Here is a 19647-nt window from a genome sequence, read left to right as displayed (position 1 = left end):
ATAGTGAAAGATGATTGAAGTATAGAATTTGATATTTTTAAAAATTTAAAAAATAAGGTACTTGTTCTTTCCGGCCGGATTACGCTTACCCAGGAAAATCTAAAGTAAGCGCAACCTTTAACGCAGGCAGGGTAATCAGCTAAAAGTATGCTGCGTAGCTATTTCCGGACGGCCCAGATATCTTCTTCGTAATTGGTAGAGCCCGAAGCTTCGTAATGAATCTGTAAGTTGTCGCCGGCTAAATTGCCGGTGCCTTTTAAGGTTAATTCAAAATGGCTTTCTTTAAAGGTTTGCTTCGGAATAGTAAGGTTGTTACCGGAGGCGGTAGCCTGAATGGGCACGTACATAAAGCCGCCAAAATTGTGGATGATCAGCTTGTTGCCTTCTTTCTTCTCGATGGTCATGATATAGGTGTCGCTGCTACTGTCTTCGGCGGTGTATTTACCCGCGAAAGCTCCGGCGGGCGCTACCTCGTCTTTGTCGTTTTTACAGGCGCTCAACAGTCCGCCCACTATTATAATGTAAAAGGCTACGGATGTAATTAATTGATTTTTTAAAAATGTTGCTTTTTTCATGATGGATTAGCGTTTTAAATTTGGATTGATTAATGGTTTTGTAAAGCGTTAAGGATTGATTTGTTGGAGCGTCTTACTTGCAAGTATTTTGAAGACGACACAAAGGTATAGCACGGGTACAGGCAGGTGTTAGCACCATTGTAACCGTTTGTGTTAGTATTGTAACATCCGGTTTTAAACCCGAAAAAATCTAAAAAAAGCAGCCAAAAAGGGCGGGTAATAACCGCGAAAAACTTAAATCTTTAAAGCAGAAACCGGGAGGATTATATCAGAATAAAAAAGGGAATTTACTAATATAACTTACTAATAATAAAGTGATTAAAATAAAAAATATTTAAAAAATAATCTCTAGACACTTGGCGCTAAACCGTTAAAAAAAGACTAAGAATTAAAAAACGGGTGGATAGGTTTATTAATAATTAAAACCCGAAAAAAATCAGGCAGATTATTTTAATTGAGAAACCGATGTTACAATAGTGTTACAAAATGTTACACCCGTTGCAATGGGTAAAACAGGTTATTATAGGCTGGCCGCTTCTATTTCTCAGTTGATTATTTGGGGTAACAACTCCCCACCTAAGTTTAGGAGGGGCAGGAGTGGTTGTTTTCAGGTAGGCGGAGTAATTTTTTAAAAAATGAACCTAAACGGAACAGGTACAAATCCGGAAAATACCTTTACTTTGGTAACATTTACCCGCTCCTTCCCGAATACGCATTCATACTGATATAACGCATGATTTCTTCTGCTCCTAAAACCGCTATTATTGCCGGGGCGTCGGGCCTGGTAGGCAGCCATTGCCTGGATTTGCTCCTGAAAAGTAACCGCTACCGGAAAGTAATTTCCATCGGCCGCAAACTTTTGCCCCTGGAACACCCAAAGCTAGAGCAGAAACAAGTAGATTTTGATATTCTGGAAAGTTACGCCCCGGGTTTAATCGCCGACGATGTATACTGCTGTTTGGGTACTACCATCAATAAAGCCGGCTCTAAAGACAACTTTTATAAAGTAGATTATACTTACGTGCTGAAGCTAGCCCGTATTACCTCGGCTAACTTTGCCTCGCAGTTTCTGGTCGTGTCGGCTTTGGGCGCCGATGCCAAATCCCGGATTTTTTATAACCAGGTAAAAGGCAAAATGGAAACCGACATTAAGCCCTTATCTTTTTTGGGAGTTCATATTTTTCAGCCGTCGTTGCTGCTGGGGCAACGCTCCGAAAAACGTTTGGGAGAACAGGTAGCCCAAGTAGTTGCCAAAGTGCTGCCGTTTATTTTTGTGGGCCCCTTGCGCCCGTATAAGCCTATTCAAGCCCGCGATGTAGCTAAAGCCATGTTATACGCTGCCTCGCAAGATGGCGCCGGCATTAGCATTTACCCCAACGCCCGCATTGCCACAACGGCCAAACTGCAAGCCGAGCCCTTGTAGAAAAGTAAAAATTCAAAAAATTAACTTTGTAGCATTTTAAATTACGTTTTGCCAAGCATACAGTAAATTTTTACGGGCGCTGATTCTTTTTTGTGCCCAGGAATACTGCTCATCCGTTAACCAATCTTAAATTCTCTACGTACCTCGGGCATAAACAACTGTTATGTCTGCTGCTAAAAAAAGATTATACGCTACTTTCCCCCGTTCTGCCCACTACGATCCGCAATGGGTACGGGAGCATTCGATGGGCGAAAATGTTTTATTTAACTTAGAAAGTCTTACTTCGGAGCTGCATTTAAAACCTGGCATGCGGGTTTTGGATTTGGGCTGCGGCAAAGCTATCAGTTCTATCTTTCTGGCAAAAGAATACGGCGTGCAGGTGTGGGCCGTAGACGAAGCTATATCGCCTACCGAAAACCTGGAACGGGTGCAGGAGGCCGGTCTGGCCGATAAGGTATTTCCGCTGCAAGGCAATGCCCGCGAACTGCCTTTTCCGGAAGAATATTTTGATGCCGTAATTGTGGTGGATTCATATACGTACTTTGGCACCGACGAAAAATATTTGCCTTACATCTGTAAGTTTATTAAACCCAGTGGTTATTTAGCCATTGCCGATGTTTGCTTTACCCGCGAAATAACTACGCTGCAGGAAGTGCCCGGCTTTTTACGGAAAGATTTTCAGAACTACTGGTATTTTATTCATGCCATAACCTGGTGGCAACAACTCTGGGAAAAAACCGGCCTGGTAGAGATAAAAACTGCTGAAACATTGCCGGCCGCCGATTTAATCCGGCAAGAGTACATCCGCGACTTTGAAGATAAAAAATTTAAAGACCCGTTTGCCCGCGCCCTGGCCGATGATAAACAAGGATTAATTTCTTTTTTCCGGCTTATTGCCCGTCGCACCCAAAAAAATGCCTATCTCCAATCGTATAAACCAAAACATAAGAGTTAAATACCATATAATTATTTACAAAATACCATTCTGGTATAATTTGTGTTGCAAATCCATCTGGGTATTACTATTCTAACACTATTTAAGGTAAACTCGGGCCAGCAAATTTATTTTTTGCAATGTATAAGGTATGCGAGCGGGCAAAAAAAGCCTCTTTTGGCAACCGTTTATTTTAATGAAAATCTAAAATTTTTAAATTTTTACTCGTTCAGAAGCAAACCTTATGGTTAAGATTGCCATTGTAGATGATAACCTGACATTGCGCAAAAATTTAGAACTGCGTTTACAATCTTACCCCGGTTTAACCGTACAAACCTTTGCGAGTGGTTTAAAATTTTTAGAAGAAATTCAAAAAACGACTCCTGTTGATCTGCCGGAAGTAGTGTTGATGGACATTCAAATGCAGGCGCTCGACGGCATTGCTACTACTTACCACGTCAAAGCCCAATTTCCCCGCATGGAGGTTATCATGCTTTCCGTATCCGACGATGACGATACTATTTTCCGGGCAATACAAGCGGGCGCCAGTGGGTATTTATTAAAAGAGGAACCGGCCGCGGTAATTGTGCAGGCTATCCGGGGCACCCTGGCCGGCGAAGCTTACATGTCGCCGGTAGTAGCTAAAAAAGCCTTAACGCTCTTACGAACGCATACCACCAAAGCCTCTTTGGGTAAACCTACGCTCCCTGAGCCTATTCCAGGAAATTTATCAAAACGCGAAATTGAAATTCTGGAGTTACTTACGGCGGGCAACAGTTCCCACAACATCTCCGAAAAGTTGTTTATCAGTACTTATACCGTACAAACGCACATCAAAAATATATACCAGAAATTACACGTAAACAATAAAATGGCCGCCGCTAAAATGGCCGTCGATCGTAAATGGTTTAGCCGGTAATAAAATTTAAAAAATTTAAAAATCTGCTAAAAGGCGGCTTCCTAGATTTTATACCGGAAAAATTAAAATATCTTTTATAACCTGTCCGGCGTTAGCTATCCAATTTCTACAATCAGAATCTTTATCTAAACGGGTAACAGCCTTCATTTTTAAAGATTTCTCCGTATAAAGGTAACAATTACCCGGTTACCGGTATATAGCTATACCTATGGGTTAAAATGAGGCAGCGGTATAATAACTGTTTCTTAAAAAATTAAAAAAAAAATGTAAAAACCTGTAAATCAATTATCATGAAATCGGGTTAAGAAAATAACACATGCCAAAATGAGCTATTCTGCTAGAATGCCGTTGATAAGCTTGCTTAAAAAATTATTGTATTAAAAAATTTACGCTCCACCTAATTGGTAAAACTTTTACCTGTGCATGCATCTACTCCTTCGAATTTGGTTAATTAGTAGCTTTTGTTTTCAGGCAGGATGCGGCTGGGCGCAGCCTGAAAAAAAACTTTCTAATGCTGCCGCATACTTTGTTTCCCGCAATTTTAAAGATTTTAGCTGGTTAAATACCGGGCTTAGTGTCATCCGCACCCAAGGCCACTCATATTTAGACCAAGCCTTCAAAGAGTCCCTCCCGGAAACTTACATCTTAAAAAATCAGCTTATTACCAGTCTTCGTAATCAACCAATAAAAAATATAGCCTTTAATTCCGGGCAAAAAACTTATTTTATCCATCCAAAAGCAGCTTTTAACCAGCCTATTCGGTTTGTTTTTACAATTAATTCTCCTGCCTGGAAAGTTTGGTGGTTTTTTATAATGGTTATTTTACTGTTCTTAGGTACCGTATTTGTAATCAATTGGTATTTTCTGCAGCAGAAATTAAAATTAAAAATCAAACAGCTCGAAACCGATCATAAAATTCAGTTAGAGCGGGAACGGATTGCTCGCGACTTACACGATAATGTGGGCTCGCACCTAACCTATATTGTAAACCGGTTGGAAGATTCGCCAAACATGTGGCAGGGCTCTGAGCAACAACACCAAATAGAGCAACTCCGGGAATATACCCGGCAAACCATTACCCAATTGCGCGAAACGATCTGGGCCATCCGCAAAGAGCATATTCGCGTGGGGGAGCTAAACGAGAAACTGCAGAAATTACTTTGGCAACTAATTCCACCGCAAGGCAATTTGCGTTATCAGTTTAAATCGCAGACCAACGAGGCCATTTTACTTACCCCGGTACAAACCCTTAACATTTTCCGGATTGCGCAGGAAGCTATAACCAATGTTATAAAGTACAGTCAGGCTAATTTTTTTACAGTGCAATTAATTACCGTGGCAGATAAACATTTACAATTATTAATACAGGATAACGGCATAGGTTTTGAGCCCGCTCAGGTAGATGTAAACGAAAATTACGGGTTAACCAACATGCACCAAAGAGCCGCCGAATTAAATACCAATTTAAAAATTGAATCGGATAAAGGGCATGGCACGCAAATAACCTTGCTGGTAGATTTAACGGAAAGCTTAGAACCTGTGCCGGAAACAAAAAGCACTAATAACCCGGTTTATAAAAAAAGTTCGGCTAAAACCAATTTGTAGCCGGTAGTAAGTAGATAAAATATAAGTTATGACGCGGGAGTAGCCGGTATACCAATGTGCAACAAAGCATCGCCTTGGTTTACTACGGTCATGTTATTGAGGCCGATAATATAACCCGTATACGGGCTTTTTAAAGAAATTTGCATGTCACCGTACGGGTCGGCCAGGCTTCCATACACTTCTTCTTTATTAATGAATTGCCCAATGGCAACTTTCGTCCGGAAAATACCCGAAACTTTAGCCCGGATCCAATTCGATTTTTCGCAAATAATAGGTTTTACCGGCAGCCTTGCCAAGTGATCTTCCTTCATTTGCAGTTCCTGCATTACCTGCAAGCTACCTTTAATAGCAATTCTGATCCCGATTTCATCTAAGCGCAACGACTCGCCCGACTCGTACACGATAATGTATTTACCTTGCTTAAAAGCTTCGTTGCGCAGCGATTTGGCCCGGAGTTTAGCGTTTAAAATAAAAGGTGCCCCGAAAGCTTGTGCTAATCGTTCATTCTCGGAGTACTCCATTAAACAGCGGATTTGCGGGTAATTGGTGCGGCTGGCGCCACCCGTATGGAAATCAATGCCGTAATCAATATACGGTAAAATTTCCTGAGTAAAACGGTGAGCTACGCGACTAGCCAAAGAACCAGATTTACTCCCCGGGAAACTACGGTTTACATCTTTGCCATCGGGCACTTCACGCGAAAAATTTAAAAATCCGTAGATATTTAAAATTGGGATGGCAATTATAGTTCCGCGCTGCGGGTACAGCATTTTGCCCCGGATCATCCGCCGGATCGTTTCTATGCCGTTTACCTCGTCGCCGTGCATACCCGCCATTAACAGCAACACGGGCCCGTCTTCTATAGCCCGGTACACGTACACCGGAATATCAATTACCGTACCGCTGGGTAAACTCGATACCAGCAAGCGAGTCTGTACGTTTTCGCCGGGCGCAATCACTTGGCCGTTAATACAAATTTGTTTGGGCATTATTCTTTGCTAATTTTTGGGGCCCGCTTTTCTTTTTTCTTTTCGACTAAACTTTCGGTATACTCAATAATTTTTTGGGCGATATCGGTTTTGGTAGCTTTTTCAATTCCTTCTAAACCCGGCGAAGAGTTCACTTCCAGAATAAGCGGCCCTCTTTTGGATTGTAGCATATCTACCCCCGCAATGGCTAAATCTAGGGTTTTGGCCGCGAGCAGGGCCGCAGTTTTCTCGGCGCGGCTCAGTTTAATTAAGCGACCGGTGCCGCCCCGGTGCAGGTTCGACCGGAATTCGCCTTCTTTGCCTTGCCGCAACATGGCCCCTACTACTTCGCCGTTAACCACAAATGCCCGGATATCGGCCCCTTTGGATTCCGAGATAAATTCCTGCACGATAATACGGGCTTTTAAATTATGAAAAGCTTCAATTACCGATTCGGCGGCTTTATCGGTTTCGGCCAGTACCACACCTAAACCTTGCGTACCCTCCAACAATTTAATTACTAAAGGCGCACCGCCTACCTGGGCAATCAATTGCGTTACATCTTTCGAGTAATTGGTGAAAGCTGTTTTGGGCATTCCTAAACCCGCCCGCGATAAAATCTGCATACACCGCAACTTATCCCGCGACCGCACAATGGCCTGGGAGTTTACGGCGCTTTTTACCTTCATCATCTCGAACTGCCGAACCGCGGCCGTGCCGTAAAAAGTAACCGAAGCCCCGATCCGGGGAATAATGGCGTCGATATCGGTTAGTTTTACACCTTTATATATAATGGCCGGTTGGCCGGCTTCAATTACCAAATCACATTTTAAATGATCCAATACTACTACTTCGTGCCCTCGCTGCTGCGCTGCTTCTACTAACCGTCGGGTAGAGTAAAGTTTTGCGTTCCGCGATAGAATGGCTATTTTCATATATTTTTTTTGTTCTGCTTTTTAAATTTTGCTTTGGCCGATAGGTTTTTGTGCGCTACATCCACCACAAATTCTTTCCGGATAGCCGACCGGCCAATTAAAACCGGATATTTCATGTCGCTACGGTCCGAAAGCGAAAATTCGGTTTCTATAACTTTATCGAACAATTGAAATTTCGTCCGGATGATGTAACGTTCCTGTACTTCGCCAAAGGAGCTTTTAATATCGCGTTGGGTAAACTGTTTAAATTCAAAAATTTTATGGTGATACTGCGGATGCCCGGGATCTAATAAACTAAAACGGATAATTGTACTGCCATCGGGCAACGTTATTTCGTGAATGGCGGTGCAATGAATGGCGGAGGTAAAAGCCCCGGTATCTATTTTAGCTTCTATTCCGTAAAGCTCCAGCGCCGGAAAATCAATTAATTCGCGTCGGCCAATTGTTCTTTTCTCCTTTTTAACGGGCATATTCCTTTAGGTTAAACAGTTAATGGCGCTTGGCTCTGATGTAATTACTCCTATCGTTTTAAATTCTTGCTCATATTACGGTAAAAGTAAATAGAACGGCCTTTTTCTCGTATAAATATTTATGCGGATTATTAACATGCCGCCGGGACTTAGCCGTATATACTGGTACTGAGAACGCTATTAACAGAGCCTTATGAAAAAATTATTTTTTATAGTTGCCTTATTCCTTCCAACACTACCCGTTATTTCTCATTCAGTTTCTTTACCGGTGCAGCAGGCCGCCGCTCGTGGCACCGCCACGGTAAGTGAACTGGCCAACGTGGTTTTCGCTGCACTGCAAAACAACGACTTTGAGCAATTGCCTTTATATGTACCCACCGATACGGAACTGAGTAGTCTGCAGAAAAAATCATCGGAAGATATGCAAGCCGTACTGCAGGATTTAACCGCCGATGATGTAACTGCCAGTTTGCGCGAATCTTTTGACGCCGTTATTCAAGCCGGGGTTGACAAAACGTTAAATTTAGCCGAACTTACCTTAGGCGATGTACGGGCAGGAAATGCTAGTTCAAAAAATAAAGCTTTAATTCCCGTAACGGCTACCCTTACCACCCGCGACAACCAACCCTTAGCTTTACGCTTTGAAGCTTTAAAAATCAATGGCCGGTATTTTTTATTTCAACGCATGGAATGGCAGGCCAGTAAATAAATGAACACCAATAGTTCAGATAAAAGTTATCAGCTAGGAAGGCTGAGTAAATAGTTGATTTTTAAAATTACTTTCTGACTAATTTCACAATGGTGTAAGGTTTCCAACTTGTGCCTACCGATAAGGTAAAGTCTCTGGCTTAACAAGCTGCTAAAATGTAAATTTTTAAAAATTTAGTTTGTCTTGGTACTTATTTGAAGCCGGTTCCCATCTCTAGACTCAGGTGTTATTGTAATTGAACCAGCTGAGTTTGCCTCATGGCCGGCGGGCCTCGTCAGGGCACTCGGGCGGGCTACTTTTTCCTTTTCTCGTACCTCGGAATGTGGCTTAGCGCCACACCGGAACCAAAGATTCGCGGAATCCAGAAGGCCCTCAATAGCCAAACTGGGGTAAGTTGCGAGTAGTTACCTGACTACAGGTATTAGGGATTGTTGCAGTCCAGAATTTCTTTGCACTGACCAATACAACTACCAAAATTAGAGTCCAAATTTTAATCAGCATTTAGCGGGCATTTAGACGCAATTTTAGAACAACAAAACGTTATAAAACTGCTAACAAAACAAACCAGAATGCCTTTTACGTTTGCTCATCCGGCTATTGTACTGGCTGGTGCTTATTTACCTAAATATCGCGTATCGTTAACCGGATTAGTAGCCGGAAGCTTAGCACCCGATTTCGAATATTTTTTCCGGGCGCAAGTATTAAGTGTGTACAGCCACACGTTGCCAGGCATTTTCTGGTTTAATCTGCCGGTAGCTTTGGCTTTGAGTTTAGCGTATCACGTGATTATTAAAAAAGCTATGTTAGAAAATTTACCCGGCTATTTTAAAGCACGCTTGCTAAAATTTAAAAATTTGGATTGGCTTAACTATTTCCAAAAGCGCTACGGCGTAGTGCTTTTTTCTATTTTAATAGGAACGGCTAGTCATATTTTATGGGATAGCTTTACCCACCACCATGGCTTTTTTGTAGAAAATTTTAAAATTTTATCGCAGGCAGTATCTATAAATAAAAGTAATATACCAGTTTATAAGCTTTTACAACACGGAAGTTCGTTATTGGGTCTGTTGCTTATTCTGGCCGTTATTAGCAATCTTTCTGCTGAAAAAGTATCCAAAAACAAGAATTTTCTAATATATTGGCTGGTAGTAGTAGCTTTTACGGTTTTGCTGGTTAGCCTACAATTTATCATGGGCTTAGAATTAAATCAGTACGGGAACGTGGTGGTAACCTTCATTTCGGCCGCCATGCTCAGTATAATTCTAGCCTCGTTAGTTTCCAATCAAACTTCTAATAAATAGCTTTAGAATCTTACGAAAGGATTTTATTAAAAAACACCCGGATGGCGGCGCAGGTAGGTAGCTACTTCGTGCAGCAGAAACGTATGGCCGGTTTTTAAAATAATTAACTCGCAGTTTTTAACGGCGCGGGCAAAAACCTGTAATCGTTTGCCCGAAATAACCTGATCGTACTCGCCCAGAAATAAGGTAAACTTAATATTTTGATTGTTCAGGAGGTTTACAATTTTGCGGATATCAAAGGTGAGCGTCCGGAAACCGACCCAACTTTTGTACACCCGCAGGCGTTTTTGAGTACTGTTCATTTGCCAGGCCGCAAACTTAATCAATCCCGGATCTATTAACCGTTTATTATCCAGCCAGTTAATAAATTTAAAAAATCGGGCGGGCCGCACCACCGTACGTTTAAACAAACCTTGCAACCAACCCGGATAAGTAGCCACGCTGTACCAAAAGCTGGTACTAATGCCATCCGGAGCCACCAATAAAACCTGGTTTATTTTTTCCGGAAAAGCCTCTAACAGCGTTAGGGCAAACTTACCACCCATACTAAAAGCCATCAAAGAAAAACGCTTAATTTGATGTTCGTCCAGGAATTTTTGAATGAGTTTAGCCAGAAACTCTTTTTGCAAAGACATGTCTTTTTTGTGCAGCACACTTTGCCCATGAAAAAACAAATCAAAAGCTATAATTTTAACGTGCGGCAAAACGCCGGCGAGGTTGTAAAAATGCGAATGATCTTGCCCGTACCCGTGAAAAGCCAGCACTACCTGCTCTCCCCTGCCATATATTTTGTAATGCAAACGCGACCGACCTTCCTGAACAAACACGGGGTGAGAGTTATGAGTTAAAAGTTATGAGTTATGAGTTGTCCGTAGTCTTTGGTCCGTGGACTATGGACCATCGACTAAACTACAATTTGGCTACCCCTCCGGAAACAATAAACTTCATAACCTCCGAACTCGGTAGATCTAAGTAAGTCAGATTGTCGCGGTGCACGAACCACAATTCGCCCGAAAAATTATACGAGTCCGGGAAGTAAACAGCTACTTTATCTTCGTGATTAATGTTGGCCAAGTTATCGTGGGTTACAAAACCCATCCGGAAAGTTTCGGGAAGGTGGGTCATTTTCACCAGCACCGGTTTGTTAAACTTTTGATTATCGCCCACAAAAGCGTTAAACAAATCTTTGATGGAAGTATAAATAATATTGACGAGGGGAACCCGGGTAAGCAAGCGCTCAGAAACCACCAAAAAAGGCCGCACTAAAAAAGAAGAGCCAATAAAACCCACCAGGGTTACCAGCACCACCATTACCAGAATACCCAAACCCGGCACACCTAAATCAAAAAAATGATCCAGCCAATAAATAAATGCCAGGATAATGTAAATAGTAATGCTAATGGGCGCCAGAAGTAAAAACCCATTCAGGAAATAACGTAATAAGCGTTTCATGGAGCAAACAGATCAGGTAAGTTAAGTAAGCAGGAAGTTACCAATAAACGTACCAGCCAACCAACTCTACTAAAATGCGGCCAGGTTTACGTTAAATTTTTAATGGCATCGGCTACCTGCTGCATCAGCCACATGGGCGTAGAAGTAGCGCCGCAAATACCCACCGAGTTTACGCCATCAAACCAACTTACCTCCAGTTCATCAGCATTCTCCACAAAATAACTACGTGGGTTATTGGCCTGGCAAACCGCGTACAGCGCTTTACCATTAGAGCTTTTTTTGCCGCTCACAAAAATAATAACGTCGTGCTCGGCAGCGAATTTGGTGAGTTGCGGTTCCCGGTTAGAAACCTGCCGGCAAATGCTATCGTTGGCGTCAAAGTTTTCGAGGCTGCCACCGGCTTGCGCAATTTGCTGTTCGATGCTGGCTTTAATGTGGTAAAATCCTTTGGTACTTTTGGTAGTTTGGCTAAACAAAGTTACCGGCCGGGTAAAATCAATTTTTACTAAATCGGCTTCGGAAGTTACCACAATAGCTTCGTTTTGCGTTTGGCCGGCAATACCTATAACCTCGGCGTGGCCCTGCTGGCCGTAAATTACAATTTGGCCGTTGTTGCTTTTGGTACTATCAAAAGCGTGTTTCACCCGGTTTTGCAATTTTAAAACTACCGGGCAAGAAGCATCTATTAATTCCAGGTTGTTTTCTAAAGCAATTTTATAGGTTTCGGGTGGTTCGCCGTGGGCCCGGATTAAAACTTTGCTGTCTTGCAGTTCTTTTAATTGTTCCCGATCAATAATGCGCAAACCTTTGGCGTAAAGCCGCTGCACTTCCATGCTGTTATGCACGATATCGCCCAAACAATACAATTCAGCGGATTCTTCCATTTCGTCTTCGGCCATTTGAATAGCGAATTCTACTCCAAAACAATATCCTGAATTTTTGTCGATGGCTATAGTCATTGTGCTTTCGTTAAATAGTTGTTCTGCCAAATTTGCGTATTGTAAGTTGCGTTCTTCAGCATACAACAATTAATCCATTTTAATTCCAATATTTAATCGTGCAATCTTGCAATGTTAACTGTGAGATGAGCTAGAATTTTAAATTTTTAAAAATTCAATTTTTTAATCTCACCAAAATAAAGGTTGACTTCTTCAGTAGCTACTTATCTTTTGAAAGCAAAAACTCTTCGCTGCACAGTTTCTCAGCTACTTTGCGCAGCACAAAATCTACCTGTTCGTCAATGGTAATGTACGAGGTATCGAGCAAGGCCGCATCGGGCGCTTGTATTAACGGACTTTCCTTGCGGGTAGAATCGATCAAATCGCGTTTTTTTAAATTTTCCACGATGGCGTCCAGCGGTACCATTTCGTTTTTCTCCAGTAACTCTTGCTGGCGGCGTTTGGCGCGGGTTTCCACGTCGGCGGTCATAAAAATTTTCACCTCGGCATCCGGAAACACGGCCGTACCTATGTCGCGACCATCCATAACTACGCCGCGGCGCTTGCCCATTTTTTGCTGCTGGTGCACCAAAGCATGACGCACTTCCGGAATCACGCTTACTTCACTTACCTTATCCGAAATGTACATTTTCCGGATTTCGTCTTCCACGTTTAAGCCGTTTAAAAAAGCTTCGTTGCGCTGGGTTTTCGCGTTGCGTTCAAACGTAATATGTATGTTATCGAGAGCCTGCTGAATTTTCTTGGGGTTGGTAAAATCAACGTAGTTTTCCAGGAAATACAAGGTTACGGCCCGGTACATAGCGCCTGTATCAATGTAAGCGTAGCCCATTTCTTTGGCTACTAATTTGGCCGTGGTACTTTTTCCGCAGGAAGAATGCCCATCAATGGCAATTACAATTTTTTTCATAAAGACCTGGTTGTGTGCCTAACAATCTTTCTTCGGACAAGGAAGCGATTTACCAGGCTTATGGCTGCGTTTAAAGGCTTTGGTTTTTTTCTGCTGAGGGGTCTGGCGCGTACAAGCCGTTTGGGTACCAGCCAGTAAGCAACCAACAATCGCGAAACTTAAAATTATCTTTCTCAAAGCTGCAAAATTTCGTGCAAATATAACGTTAATTGTACTTACGATTCGTAGTATACGTAAATTTATCGGAACCAGCTTAACTATGTCATACCGGGAATTTAAAGTCAGCGGCCAGATTGTAGACGTTATTCATAAACAAATTTTCAGCGGCTCTATTGTGGTAATCAATGGTAAAATCGCGCATATTATCCGGGAACCAGTCGAAAGTCAGCAATACCTGGTGCCGGGTTTTATTGATGCCCACGTGCACATCGAAAGCTCCATGCTGGTACCCAGTGAGTTTGCCCGCTTAGCGGTGCCGCACGGCACCGTAGCCACCGTATCGGACCCCCACGAAATTGCGAATGTTTTGGGTTTGCCAGGCGTAGAATACATGATTGAAAACGGGCAGAAAGTACCGTTTAAATTTTATTTTGGGGCGCCTTCCTGCGTACCCGCTACGCCCTTTGAAACGGCCGGAGCCGAAGTAACACCCGAAGATATTGAAGATTTATTTCTGCGACCAGAAGTTAAATACCTCGCCGAAATGATGAACTGGCCTGGTGTCCTTAATCAGGATCCGTTGGTAATGCAGAAAATTACCTTGGCTCAAAAATTCGGAAAGCAGGTCGATGGGCACGCGCCGGGCTTGCGCGGGGAGCAAGCCCAACAATACGCGGCCGCCGGCATCAGCACCGACCACGAATGTTTTACCGCCGAAGAAGCGCGTGATAAATTAGCCGTTGGTATGAAAATCTTAATCCGGGAAGGCAGCGCCGCCAAAAACTTCGAAGCATTGATTGATTTATTGCCCAAGTTCCCCACCGAAATCATGTTCTGCTCCGACGATAAGCATCCGAATGATTTGGTGGAAGGACATATTAATCAGTTAGTAAAAAAAGCATTAGCCCGGGGCTTCGATGTATTTGATGTTTTACAAGCAGCTTGCGTTAATCCGGTTCGTCATTATGGTTTAGAAGTAGGTTTACTGCGCGAAAACGATCCGGCCGATTTTATTATTCTGGATACACTCACTCCGGATTTTAAAGTTCTGGAAACTTTTATTGCGGGTAAACAAGTGGCCGAACATGGCGTTACCTTACTGGAATACAGTGCCAGCCCAACGCCTAACAACTTTAATACGCACGCTAAATCACCCGTTGATTTTCACTTTCCCATGACTGGTCCGGGTTTGCTAAACGTGATGGAAGCACGAGATGGGCAACTAATAACCAAACGCCTAATCGCCCCAGCTTTGCTGACCCAAGAGAAGAACGCCATTGCCGATATAGAAAACGACATTTTAAAAATTGCGGTAGTAAACCGGTACCACAACGAGCCCCCGGCCATTGGTTTTATAAAAAATTTTAATTTAAAAAGCGGCGCTATCGCCTCTTCGGTGGCGCACGATTCGCATAATATTATTGTGGTGGGCACCGACGACGTGAGTATTTGCAAGGCCGTAAATTTACTCATTGAAGTGCAAGGCGGCGTTGTGGCGGTAAATGGCGGCGATATAAAATTGCTGCCCTTACCAGTAGCCGGCATTATGTCTGCCGATAACGGGTACGAAGTGGCCCAGGCTTACTCCGAAATTGATGCCATGAGCAAAGCAATGGGCAGCACTTTACAATCGCCTTTTATGACTTTATCGTTTATGGCCCTGCTGGTTATCCCGGAATTAAAGTTAAGCGATAAAGGCTTGTTCGACGGGAATATTTTCAGTTTTGCGCCGGTAGTTGTACCGCAGTAAACACCCGGGAACTACCGGAAAAATCATCGGGCTTATTCACCGGCGAAAACTTATTTATTGGCAGTAATTTTGTAAATTCTATTTCTGTCCAGGATTTATAAAATTATTACGATTCATTTTCCCGGCCCGAATAAAGCACCAACGGAGCTTACTGATGCCGGCAAATAGTTGCGCCAATGGATTTTTTGATTACCCCGTTACTACTGGTTTTAGTAGGTTTATTGGTTAGTGCTTTTGGTACCCTGGTTGGCTTTGGCGGTGGGGTATTTATGGTCCCGATTTTAATTATTTTTTTTAATTATCCTATTGAGCAGGCCATTGGCAGTTGCATGTCGGCGATGGTGCCGGCGGCCTTAATTGCGTCTTTTTTTAACTACCGCGAAAAAAATATTGATTACCTGGTAGCTTCGCTCATTCAGTTTCCGGCGATGGGCGGCACCGTGTTGGGCGCTTTTCTGGTTACTTTTCTACCGGTTCTGGAACTACAGTTTACTTTTGCGTTTTTTGTAATTATAGTGGGCTTTTATTTGCTGGGCACGCCCAAAAATTCGCCCAAAGCTTTGCGCCACACCGGTATGATGTACCGGATGAGCCACATGCCTACCTCTTTTATCCGGAAAAACCATCAGAAACATCTGGCTTACCGCTTAAACGGCAGCTTAGTGGTTTTCTTTGGTTTTTTAACCGGCACCATTGCGGGTTTATTCGGTATTGGCGGGGGCTTTCTGCAAACACCCGCCATGATCAAAATCTTCCGGATGCCGGTTAAAATTGCAACTTCTACTTCGTTGTTTATTTTATTAATTACCAGCATTACCGGCTTTACGACGCATTATTGGTTGGGACACGTAGTTTGGGAAAAAAGCTTACCGCTGATGTTGGGATTTGCGCTGGGCGCTACAGTTGGGCAAAATTTAAAAAAAATCGAGTCGCGCTTGCCCCGCATGGATTATTTAATTGGCATGGGCTTGTTTCTGGCCGGTATAACCTTAATCGTTAATATTATTCTTAAAGCGGGCGTACTTTTTAAAATTTCTTTTTAAGATCAAACCCACTAATAAGTACTAATTATCATAAATACAAATAATTAAACCCGCGGCTTTTATTTCTTCTTTTTGTAAGAAATAAACTCGTGATTAAAAATATTTTGGCAAATGTCGAGCTGTATGAGCCGCTGTTGCAGCCGTACCCGCACCAACAAAAATTTAACTTTTTTATCCAGCGGTAAGTTTTGATTGTTAATTTCTTTCAGATAAGTAGCATATTCATCCACTTTCCCCCTATCTAAGTTTTGAATATCGATATTATCAAAAATATGATCTAATAACCCCACCATAATCCTTAAATATGTGGTAAAATAAAACCGTTCTATTTAATTCAAAATTACGCAGGTATCCAGTTAATCGCTTGGGTTAGAATACAGAAATCCCCTTCAGTAAATACTTAATTTATCTACCGTTTTTATAACAAAATTTCAAAAAATCATCCGTAAGCATTAAATAAGATTGCTATTTCCCGGCAATCTTATTAATGCTTAAATCTGCATCCGGCTTAAGCAAACAAATTCAACTTCATCTACGGAATACCAGATTTTTTAAAAATTACTAATTACCGGTTTATACCTTCTGCGATTTTTGCAGTACCGGCGTTGGCAATGGCTCCGCAATTTTGGTAATTTCTTTTTTAGCGTTGGCTTGCAGAATTAAAATAACCGCCGGTAAAATTAACAGTCCGGCTAGCAGCATTTGCGTAGTAACGGCTTCGTTAGCAAAAAACCAACCCAGAACTACTGCCACCAAGGGGTTTACGAAAGCATAAGTAGCTACCCGGCTCGGCGGCGCTACCCGAATAAGCCAGCTATACGACGAAAAGCCGATTAACGAACCAAATAACACCAGGTACCAAAAAGCCAGGATGGATTTAGTAGAAAAAGCAGCCAAATTTAACTGGGTGTATTCGCCTATCATAAAAGCTACCAGTATTTGCAACATCCCGCCGGTAATCATTTGCATAGCCGACGACATAATAGGTGCCGCCGCATTTTTACCGCGGGCCGCGTACAAAGAACCAAAAGCCCACGTCACGGTACCCAAAATAATTACGATCATGCCCCACGCATCCATATTGCCCTGACCAATTAAATTATCCGGCCCAATTAAAACCAACACGCCGGCTAGTCCCAATATTAACCCCAATATGGTTTTACCATCGGGTCTGGGTTTGCCGAAAAATAAAAAACCCAGTAAGGTAATCCATAAGGGCACCGTGGCAATTAATAAAGCCGCCATGCTGGAGGGCACGGTTTGTTCGGCCCAGGCCACTCCCCCATTACCTACCAGCACCAGCAATATGCCAATAATGGCGCTGGTTTTAAATTGGGGCCAAGTGGGAAGAGCTACCTTCTGAAGCCGGGCAAATAAAAACAAAATTAAACCCGCCAGTAAAAACCGGGAACCCGACATAAAGAAAGGCGGCATGGTTTCGATGGTAAACCGGATTCCCAGAAAAGTAGAACCCCAGATAAGGTATATTGCGGCAAAAGCCAGGTAAATTTTTAATCGCGAAGGAGGTATTGGTGAGGTCATAATTGAAGTACTTATACAGAAGCGCGGATGAATACAGATTATTAATCGTAAAGGCAGGTAATTACTTTTAACCAAGCCCTTAATTTTAAGCAAAGAAAGCTAATTTAAGCCACGTTATTACTGCGCCATAACCAGGTTTTTTACTGTAGAGGGTGGTATTCCGGAAAATTTAAACTTTTAAGAAAACTCGGTAAAACCAATTCGGCAACTCATTTTTTAAATTTTCTTGTTTTGGACTAACGTATAAGGCTTATAAATTAAAAATGCCACCCGGAAGAGGTGGCATTTTTAAAACGCACTTTTCGGGGTATTTATTTATAAAAGCCGCTAGGCACAAAAGCAAAATGCTGGCTAAATTCAATCAGCTCTTCCGCAATGGTTTTGGGCCGGTACGTAGAAATTGCTTCCAGGCGGCTATCCGGATTTAAGAACAAAGTCCTTGATTTACGGTCCTGCAGAATAAACAGCATTTCCAGGTCCGGGTAAATTTCCTTCATGGTATTGGCCAGTTCATTCACGCTTAAATTTTTATCTACCAGGTTATAAGTACCCGACGGTAAATCGTGCGTTAAAATATTGGCTAAGTCCTGGCTTACTTTATGAATGTGCACAAAGGCCCGCTGTTGTTTACCACTGCCTTGCACCGTAATGCGGTTGGTATAATGCGCATCAAACATAAATTTGTTGATTACCGAATCAAAGCGCAAACTACGGCTGTAGCCATACACATTGCCGCACCGGATAATGTAAGTTTGCATGCGACCATTTAAACGGGAAATCATTTTTTCGCCGTTGTGCTTCGATAAGCCATAGTAGGTGCGCGGTTGCGGCTCGGTGTTTTCATCCATGGGCACGCTGGCGTCGCCGTACACCGAAGCCGAACTTAGGTAAATTACCTTTTTCACCTGGCTTTGCTCTAGCGCATAACTTAGTTCGGCGGTGCCCCAGTGGTTTACCTGTTCAAACAAATGCGGATCGTCGTTGGAGAAAGTCGTAAGTACTTTGGCCGCTAAATGGTAAACTACATCTACCTCGTTAATTACTTTGCGCAGTTTGTACGAATCCAGAATGTCGCCCATAATAAAGCGCACCCGGTGGTCGGGTAAATGGTTGCGGCCAATAAATAAATTAAAATTTTTACGGCTTAAATTATCATAAATGATAACCTCTTGTACTTCCGGATTTTTCAGAAGTTCATGCGTGAGTTCGGTGCCGATGTAGCCGGCCCCGCCAGTAAGGAGTATTTTCATGTTTTATTTGGCGATTAATTGGGTATGTAAACCGCATTCGGTTTTGTTCATGCCAAACCAGCGACCGTTGCGGTCGTCTAGTAAAGCATCTACGTCTATTTTGCGGGTGCAAGGCTCGCAACCAATACTCACGTATCCTTCCCCTTCGAGCGGATGCTTGGGTAATTTATGTAACCGGATGTAATCGTACACCATTTTGCTGGTCCAGCCCAGCATCGGGTGGTAACGCAATACCCCATTCGGGGCTTTTTCTTCGCGCTTCATCTGGGCGCGCACCTTGCTTTGGTCGCCTCGTACGCCGCTGATCCAAACATCGTGGCTGGCCAATATGGGCTCTAAAGGCTGAATTTTGTTTAAATAGCAGCAATAATCCGGATCAGAGGTAAAGAGCAAGCGACCAGAAGCGTCGCGTTGCTGGTACTTGGGCACCGCCGAAAACAAATCGGTAATGTTTAAGCCCAGTAAATCTTTTACCTGCTGCCGGAACTCCAGGGTTTCCGGAAAATGGTAGCCCGTATTTAAAAAGTAAATAGGGGTTTCGGGTGCTACCTGGCTGATAATGTGCAGCAAAGGCATGCTATTCGTCTGTAACGACGACGACGCAAATATTTTTAAACCGCGCGTTTTGTACGCATCTAAATCCTGGCGGATGTCTTCGGTTAATTGTTCAAACTCGGTCATTGTTTTTAGTCCATAGTCCATGGTCCATAGACCACGGTTTAGAATTTAGTCCATAGACGCCAGTC

General features: G+C 42.8%; 20 protein-coding genes. 8 read left to right on the top strand and 12 right to left on the bottom strand.

The genetic code is table 11. The annotated features are described in order from the left end of the window. Positions 1-158: 158 nt before the first annotated feature. The gene (locus tag HUW51_RS14495; RefSeq protein ID WP_185270354.1) at positions 159-575 is read right to left on the bottom strand and encodes a hypothetical protein; all 417 of its coding nucleotides are present in this window, start codon (positions 573-575) and stop codon (positions 159-161) included. A 733-nt stretch (positions 576-1308) separates the two neighbouring features. Here HUW51_RS14495 and HUW51_RS14490 point away from each other — a divergent pair. The 4 genes from HUW51_RS14490 to HUW51_RS14475 all read left to right on the top strand — a co-directional run bounded on the left by HUW51_RS14490 (position 1309) and on the right by HUW51_RS14475 (position 5456). Then, a complete protein-coding gene (locus HUW51_RS14490) occupies positions 1309-1998 on the top strand; it encodes an oxidoreductase (protein ID WP_185270353.1) in 690 nt (229 codons plus the stop codon). A gap of 163 nt (positions 1999-2161) precedes the next feature. Then, positions 2162-2953 (top strand): SAM-dependent methyltransferase, encoded by a 792-nt coding sequence (locus HUW51_RS14485; protein WP_185270352.1) that lies wholly within the window; start codon positions 2162-2164, stop codon positions 2951-2953. Positions 2954-3176: 223 nt separating this feature from the next. Then, complete coding sequence (locus tag HUW51_RS14480; RefSeq protein ID WP_185270351.1) at positions 3177-3851, top strand: response regulator transcription factor; 675 nt, start codon at positions 3177-3179, stop codon at positions 3849-3851. Positions 3852-4664: 813 nt separating this feature from the next. Next, complete coding sequence (locus HUW51_RS14475) at positions 4665-5456, top strand: sensor histidine kinase (protein WP_185270350.1); 792 nt, start codon at positions 4665-4667, stop codon at positions 5454-5456. Between the two features lie 26 nt (positions 5457-5482). On the opposite strand, the gene HUW51_RS14470 is transcribed toward HUW51_RS14475, so the two are convergent. From HUW51_RS14470 to HUW51_RS14460, 3 genes are read right to left on the bottom strand one after another with little or no spacing between them, the layout of a single operon-like run. Continuing rightward, positions 5483-6445, bottom strand: a complete 963-nt coding sequence (locus tag HUW51_RS14470; protein ID WP_185270349.1) for a succinylglutamate desuccinylase/aspartoacylase family protein — start codon at positions 6443-6445, stop codon at positions 5483-5485. Beyond that, entirely contained in the window at positions 6445-7359 is a 915-nt protein-coding gene (rimK, locus tag HUW51_RS14465; protein ID WP_185270348.1) for a 30S ribosomal protein S6--L-glutamate ligase, read from the bottom strand. Before rimK ends, HUW51_RS14470 begins: the two co-directional genes overlap by 1 nt. Beyond that, positions 7356-7829: an ATP-dependent zinc protease family protein gene (locus tag HUW51_RS14460; RefSeq protein ID WP_185270347.1), complete on the bottom strand. Its 474-nt coding sequence runs from the start codon at positions 7827-7829 to the stop codon at positions 7356-7358. Before HUW51_RS14460 ends, rimK begins: the two co-directional genes overlap by 4 nt. Positions 7830-8022: 193 nt before the next feature. Here HUW51_RS14460 and HUW51_RS14455 point away from each other — a divergent pair, with 193 nt between their 5' ends. Further along, positions 8023-8538, top strand: coding sequence for a hypothetical protein (locus HUW51_RS14455; RefSeq protein WP_185270346.1), 516 nt, complete (start codon positions 8023-8025; stop codon positions 8536-8538). A gap of 569 nt (positions 8539-9107) precedes the next feature. Beyond that, positions 9108-9839 carry a DUF4184 family protein gene (locus HUW51_RS14450; protein WP_185270345.1) on the top strand — a complete coding sequence of 244 codons (732 nt, stop codon included), beginning with the start codon at positions 9108-9110 and terminating at the stop codon, positions 9837-9839. Positions 9840-9865: 26 nt separating this feature from the next. On the opposite strand, the gene HUW51_RS14445 is transcribed toward HUW51_RS14450, so the two are convergent. From HUW51_RS14445 to cmk, 4 genes are all read right to left on the bottom strand, one after another. Then, entirely contained in the window at positions 9866-10666 is an 801-nt protein-coding gene (locus HUW51_RS14445) for an alpha/beta fold hydrolase (protein WP_185270344.1), read from the bottom strand. Positions 10667-10748: 82 nt separating this feature from the next. Then, positions 10749-11291 carry a DUF502 domain-containing protein gene (locus tag HUW51_RS14440; RefSeq protein WP_185270343.1) on the bottom strand — a complete coding sequence of 181 codons (543 nt, stop codon included), beginning with the start codon at positions 11289-11291 and terminating at the stop codon, positions 10749-10751. Between the two features lie 86 nt (positions 11292-11377). After that, the gene (locus HUW51_RS14435; protein ID WP_185270342.1) at positions 11378-12250 is read right to left on the bottom strand and encodes a 4-hydroxy-3-methylbut-2-enyl diphosphate reductase; all 873 of its coding nucleotides are present in this window, start codon (positions 12248-12250) and stop codon (positions 11378-11380) included. 199 nt (positions 12251-12449) lie between these two features. Continuing rightward, a complete protein-coding gene (gene cmk, locus HUW51_RS14430) occupies positions 12450-13157 on the bottom strand; it encodes a (d)CMP kinase (protein WP_185270341.1) in 708 nt (235 codons plus the stop codon). A 259-nt stretch (positions 13158-13416) separates the two neighbouring features. On the opposite strand from cmk, the gene ade reads away from it, so the two are divergent. Then, positions 13417-15066: an adenine deaminase gene (gene ade / locus HUW51_RS14425; protein WP_185270340.1), complete on the top strand. Its 1650-nt coding sequence runs from the start codon at positions 13417-13419 to the stop codon at positions 15064-15066. Positions 15067-15242: 176 nt separating this feature from the next. Then, positions 15243-16109, top strand: coding sequence for a sulfite exporter TauE/SafE family protein (locus HUW51_RS14420; RefSeq protein ID WP_228466644.1), 867 nt, complete (start codon positions 15243-15245; stop codon positions 16107-16109). Positions 16110-16168: 59 nt separating this feature from the next. Here HUW51_RS14420 and HUW51_RS14415 read toward each other — a convergent pair whose 3' ends face one another. The 4 genes from HUW51_RS14415 to HUW51_RS14400 all read right to left on the bottom strand — a co-directional run bounded on the left by HUW51_RS14415 (position 16169) and on the right by HUW51_RS14400 (position 19582). Beyond that, positions 16169-16402 (bottom strand): hypothetical protein, encoded by a 234-nt coding sequence (locus tag HUW51_RS14415; protein ID WP_185270339.1) that lies wholly within the window; start codon positions 16400-16402, stop codon positions 16169-16171. A 280-nt stretch (positions 16403-16682) separates the two neighbouring features. After that, on the bottom strand, positions 16683-17651 hold the full coding sequence (locus HUW51_RS14410) for an EamA family transporter (protein WP_185270338.1): 969 nt from the start codon (positions 17649-17651) through the stop codon (positions 16683-16685). A gap of 311 nt (positions 17652-17962) precedes the next feature. Beyond that, positions 17963-18901: an NAD-dependent epimerase/dehydratase family protein gene (locus HUW51_RS14405; protein ID WP_185270337.1), complete on the bottom strand. Its 939-nt coding sequence runs from the start codon at positions 18899-18901 to the stop codon at positions 17963-17965. A 3-nt stretch (positions 18902-18904) separates the two neighbouring features. Next, positions 18905-19582 carry a phosphoadenylyl-sulfate reductase gene (locus tag HUW51_RS14400; protein WP_185270336.1) on the bottom strand — a complete coding sequence of 226 codons (678 nt, stop codon included), beginning with the start codon at positions 19580-19582 and terminating at the stop codon, positions 18905-18907. Between the last annotated feature and the right edge of the window lie 65 nt (positions 19583-19647).

The sequence above is a fragment of the Adhaeribacter swui genome (assembly GCF_014217805.1).
In the GTDB taxonomy this organism is placed as follows: Bacteria; Bacteroidota; Bacteroidia; order Cytophagales; family Hymenobacteraceae; genus Adhaeribacter; species Adhaeribacter swui.
The sequence above is the reverse complement of the archived record's forward strand: the minus strand, read 5'-3'. Positions and strand labels throughout refer to the sequence as shown.

Coding starts and splice junctions, on each gene's coding strand:
- HUW51_RS14495 (WP_185270354.1), bottom strand. CDS start 575: ATGAAAAAAGCAACATTTTTAAAAAATCAATTAATTACATCCGTAGCC.
- HUW51_RS14490 (WP_185270353.1), top strand. CDS start 1,309: ATGATTTCTTCTGCTCCTAAAACCGCTATTATTGCCGGGGCGTCGGGC.
- HUW51_RS14485 (WP_185270352.1), top strand. CDS start 2,162: ATGTCTGCTGCTAAAAAAAGATTATACGCTACTTTCCCCCGTTCTGCC.
- HUW51_RS14480 (WP_185270351.1), top strand. CDS start 3,177: ATGGTTAAGATTGCCATTGTAGATGATAACCTGACATTGCGCAAAAAT.
- HUW51_RS14475 (WP_185270350.1), top strand. CDS start 4,665: ATGGTTATTTTACTGTTCTTAGGTACCGTATTTGTAATCAATTGGTAT.
- HUW51_RS14470 (WP_185270349.1), bottom strand. CDS start 6,445: ATGCCCAAACAAATTTGTATTAACGGCCAAGTGATTGCGCCCGGCGAA.
- rimK (WP_185270348.1), bottom strand. CDS start 7,359: ATGAAAATAGCCATTCTATCGCGGAACGCAAAACTTTACTCTACCCGA.
- HUW51_RS14460 (WP_185270347.1), bottom strand. CDS start 7,829: ATGCCCGTTAAAAAGGAGAAAAGAACAATTGGCCGACGCGAATTAATT.
- HUW51_RS14455 (WP_185270346.1), top strand. CDS start 8,023: ATGAAAAAATTATTTTTTATAGTTGCCTTATTCCTTCCAACACTACCC.
- HUW51_RS14450 (WP_185270345.1), top strand. CDS start 9,108: ATGCCTTTTACGTTTGCTCATCCGGCTATTGTACTGGCTGGTGCTTAT.
- HUW51_RS14440 (WP_185270343.1), bottom strand. CDS start 11,291: ATGAAACGCTTATTACGTTATTTCCTGAATGGGTTTTTACTTCTGGCG.
- HUW51_RS14435 (WP_185270342.1), bottom strand. CDS start 12,250: ATGACTATAGCCATCGACAAAAATTCAGGATATTGTTTTGGAGTAGAA.
- cmk (WP_185270341.1), bottom strand. CDS start 13,157: ATGAAAAAAATTGTAATTGCCATTGATGGGCATTCTTCCTGCGGAAAA.
- ade (WP_185270340.1), top strand. CDS start 13,417: ATGTCATACCGGGAATTTAAAGTCAGCGGCCAGATTGTAGACGTTATT.
- HUW51_RS14420 (WP_228466644.1), top strand. CDS start 15,243: ATGGATTTTTTGATTACCCCGTTACTACTGGTTTTAGTAGGTTTATTG.
- HUW51_RS14415 (WP_185270339.1), bottom strand. CDS start 16,402: ATGGTGGGGTTATTAGATCATATTTTTGATAATATCGATATTCAAAAC.
- HUW51_RS14410 (WP_185270338.1), bottom strand. CDS start 17,651: ATGACCTCACCAATACCTCCTTCGCGATTAAAAATTTACCTGGCTTTT.
- HUW51_RS14405 (WP_185270337.1), bottom strand. CDS start 18,901: ATGAAAATACTCCTTACTGGCGGGGCCGGCTACATCGGCACCGAACTC.
- HUW51_RS14400 (WP_185270336.1), bottom strand. CDS start 19,582: ATGACCGAGTTTGAACAATTAACCGAAGACATCCGCCAGGATTTAGAT.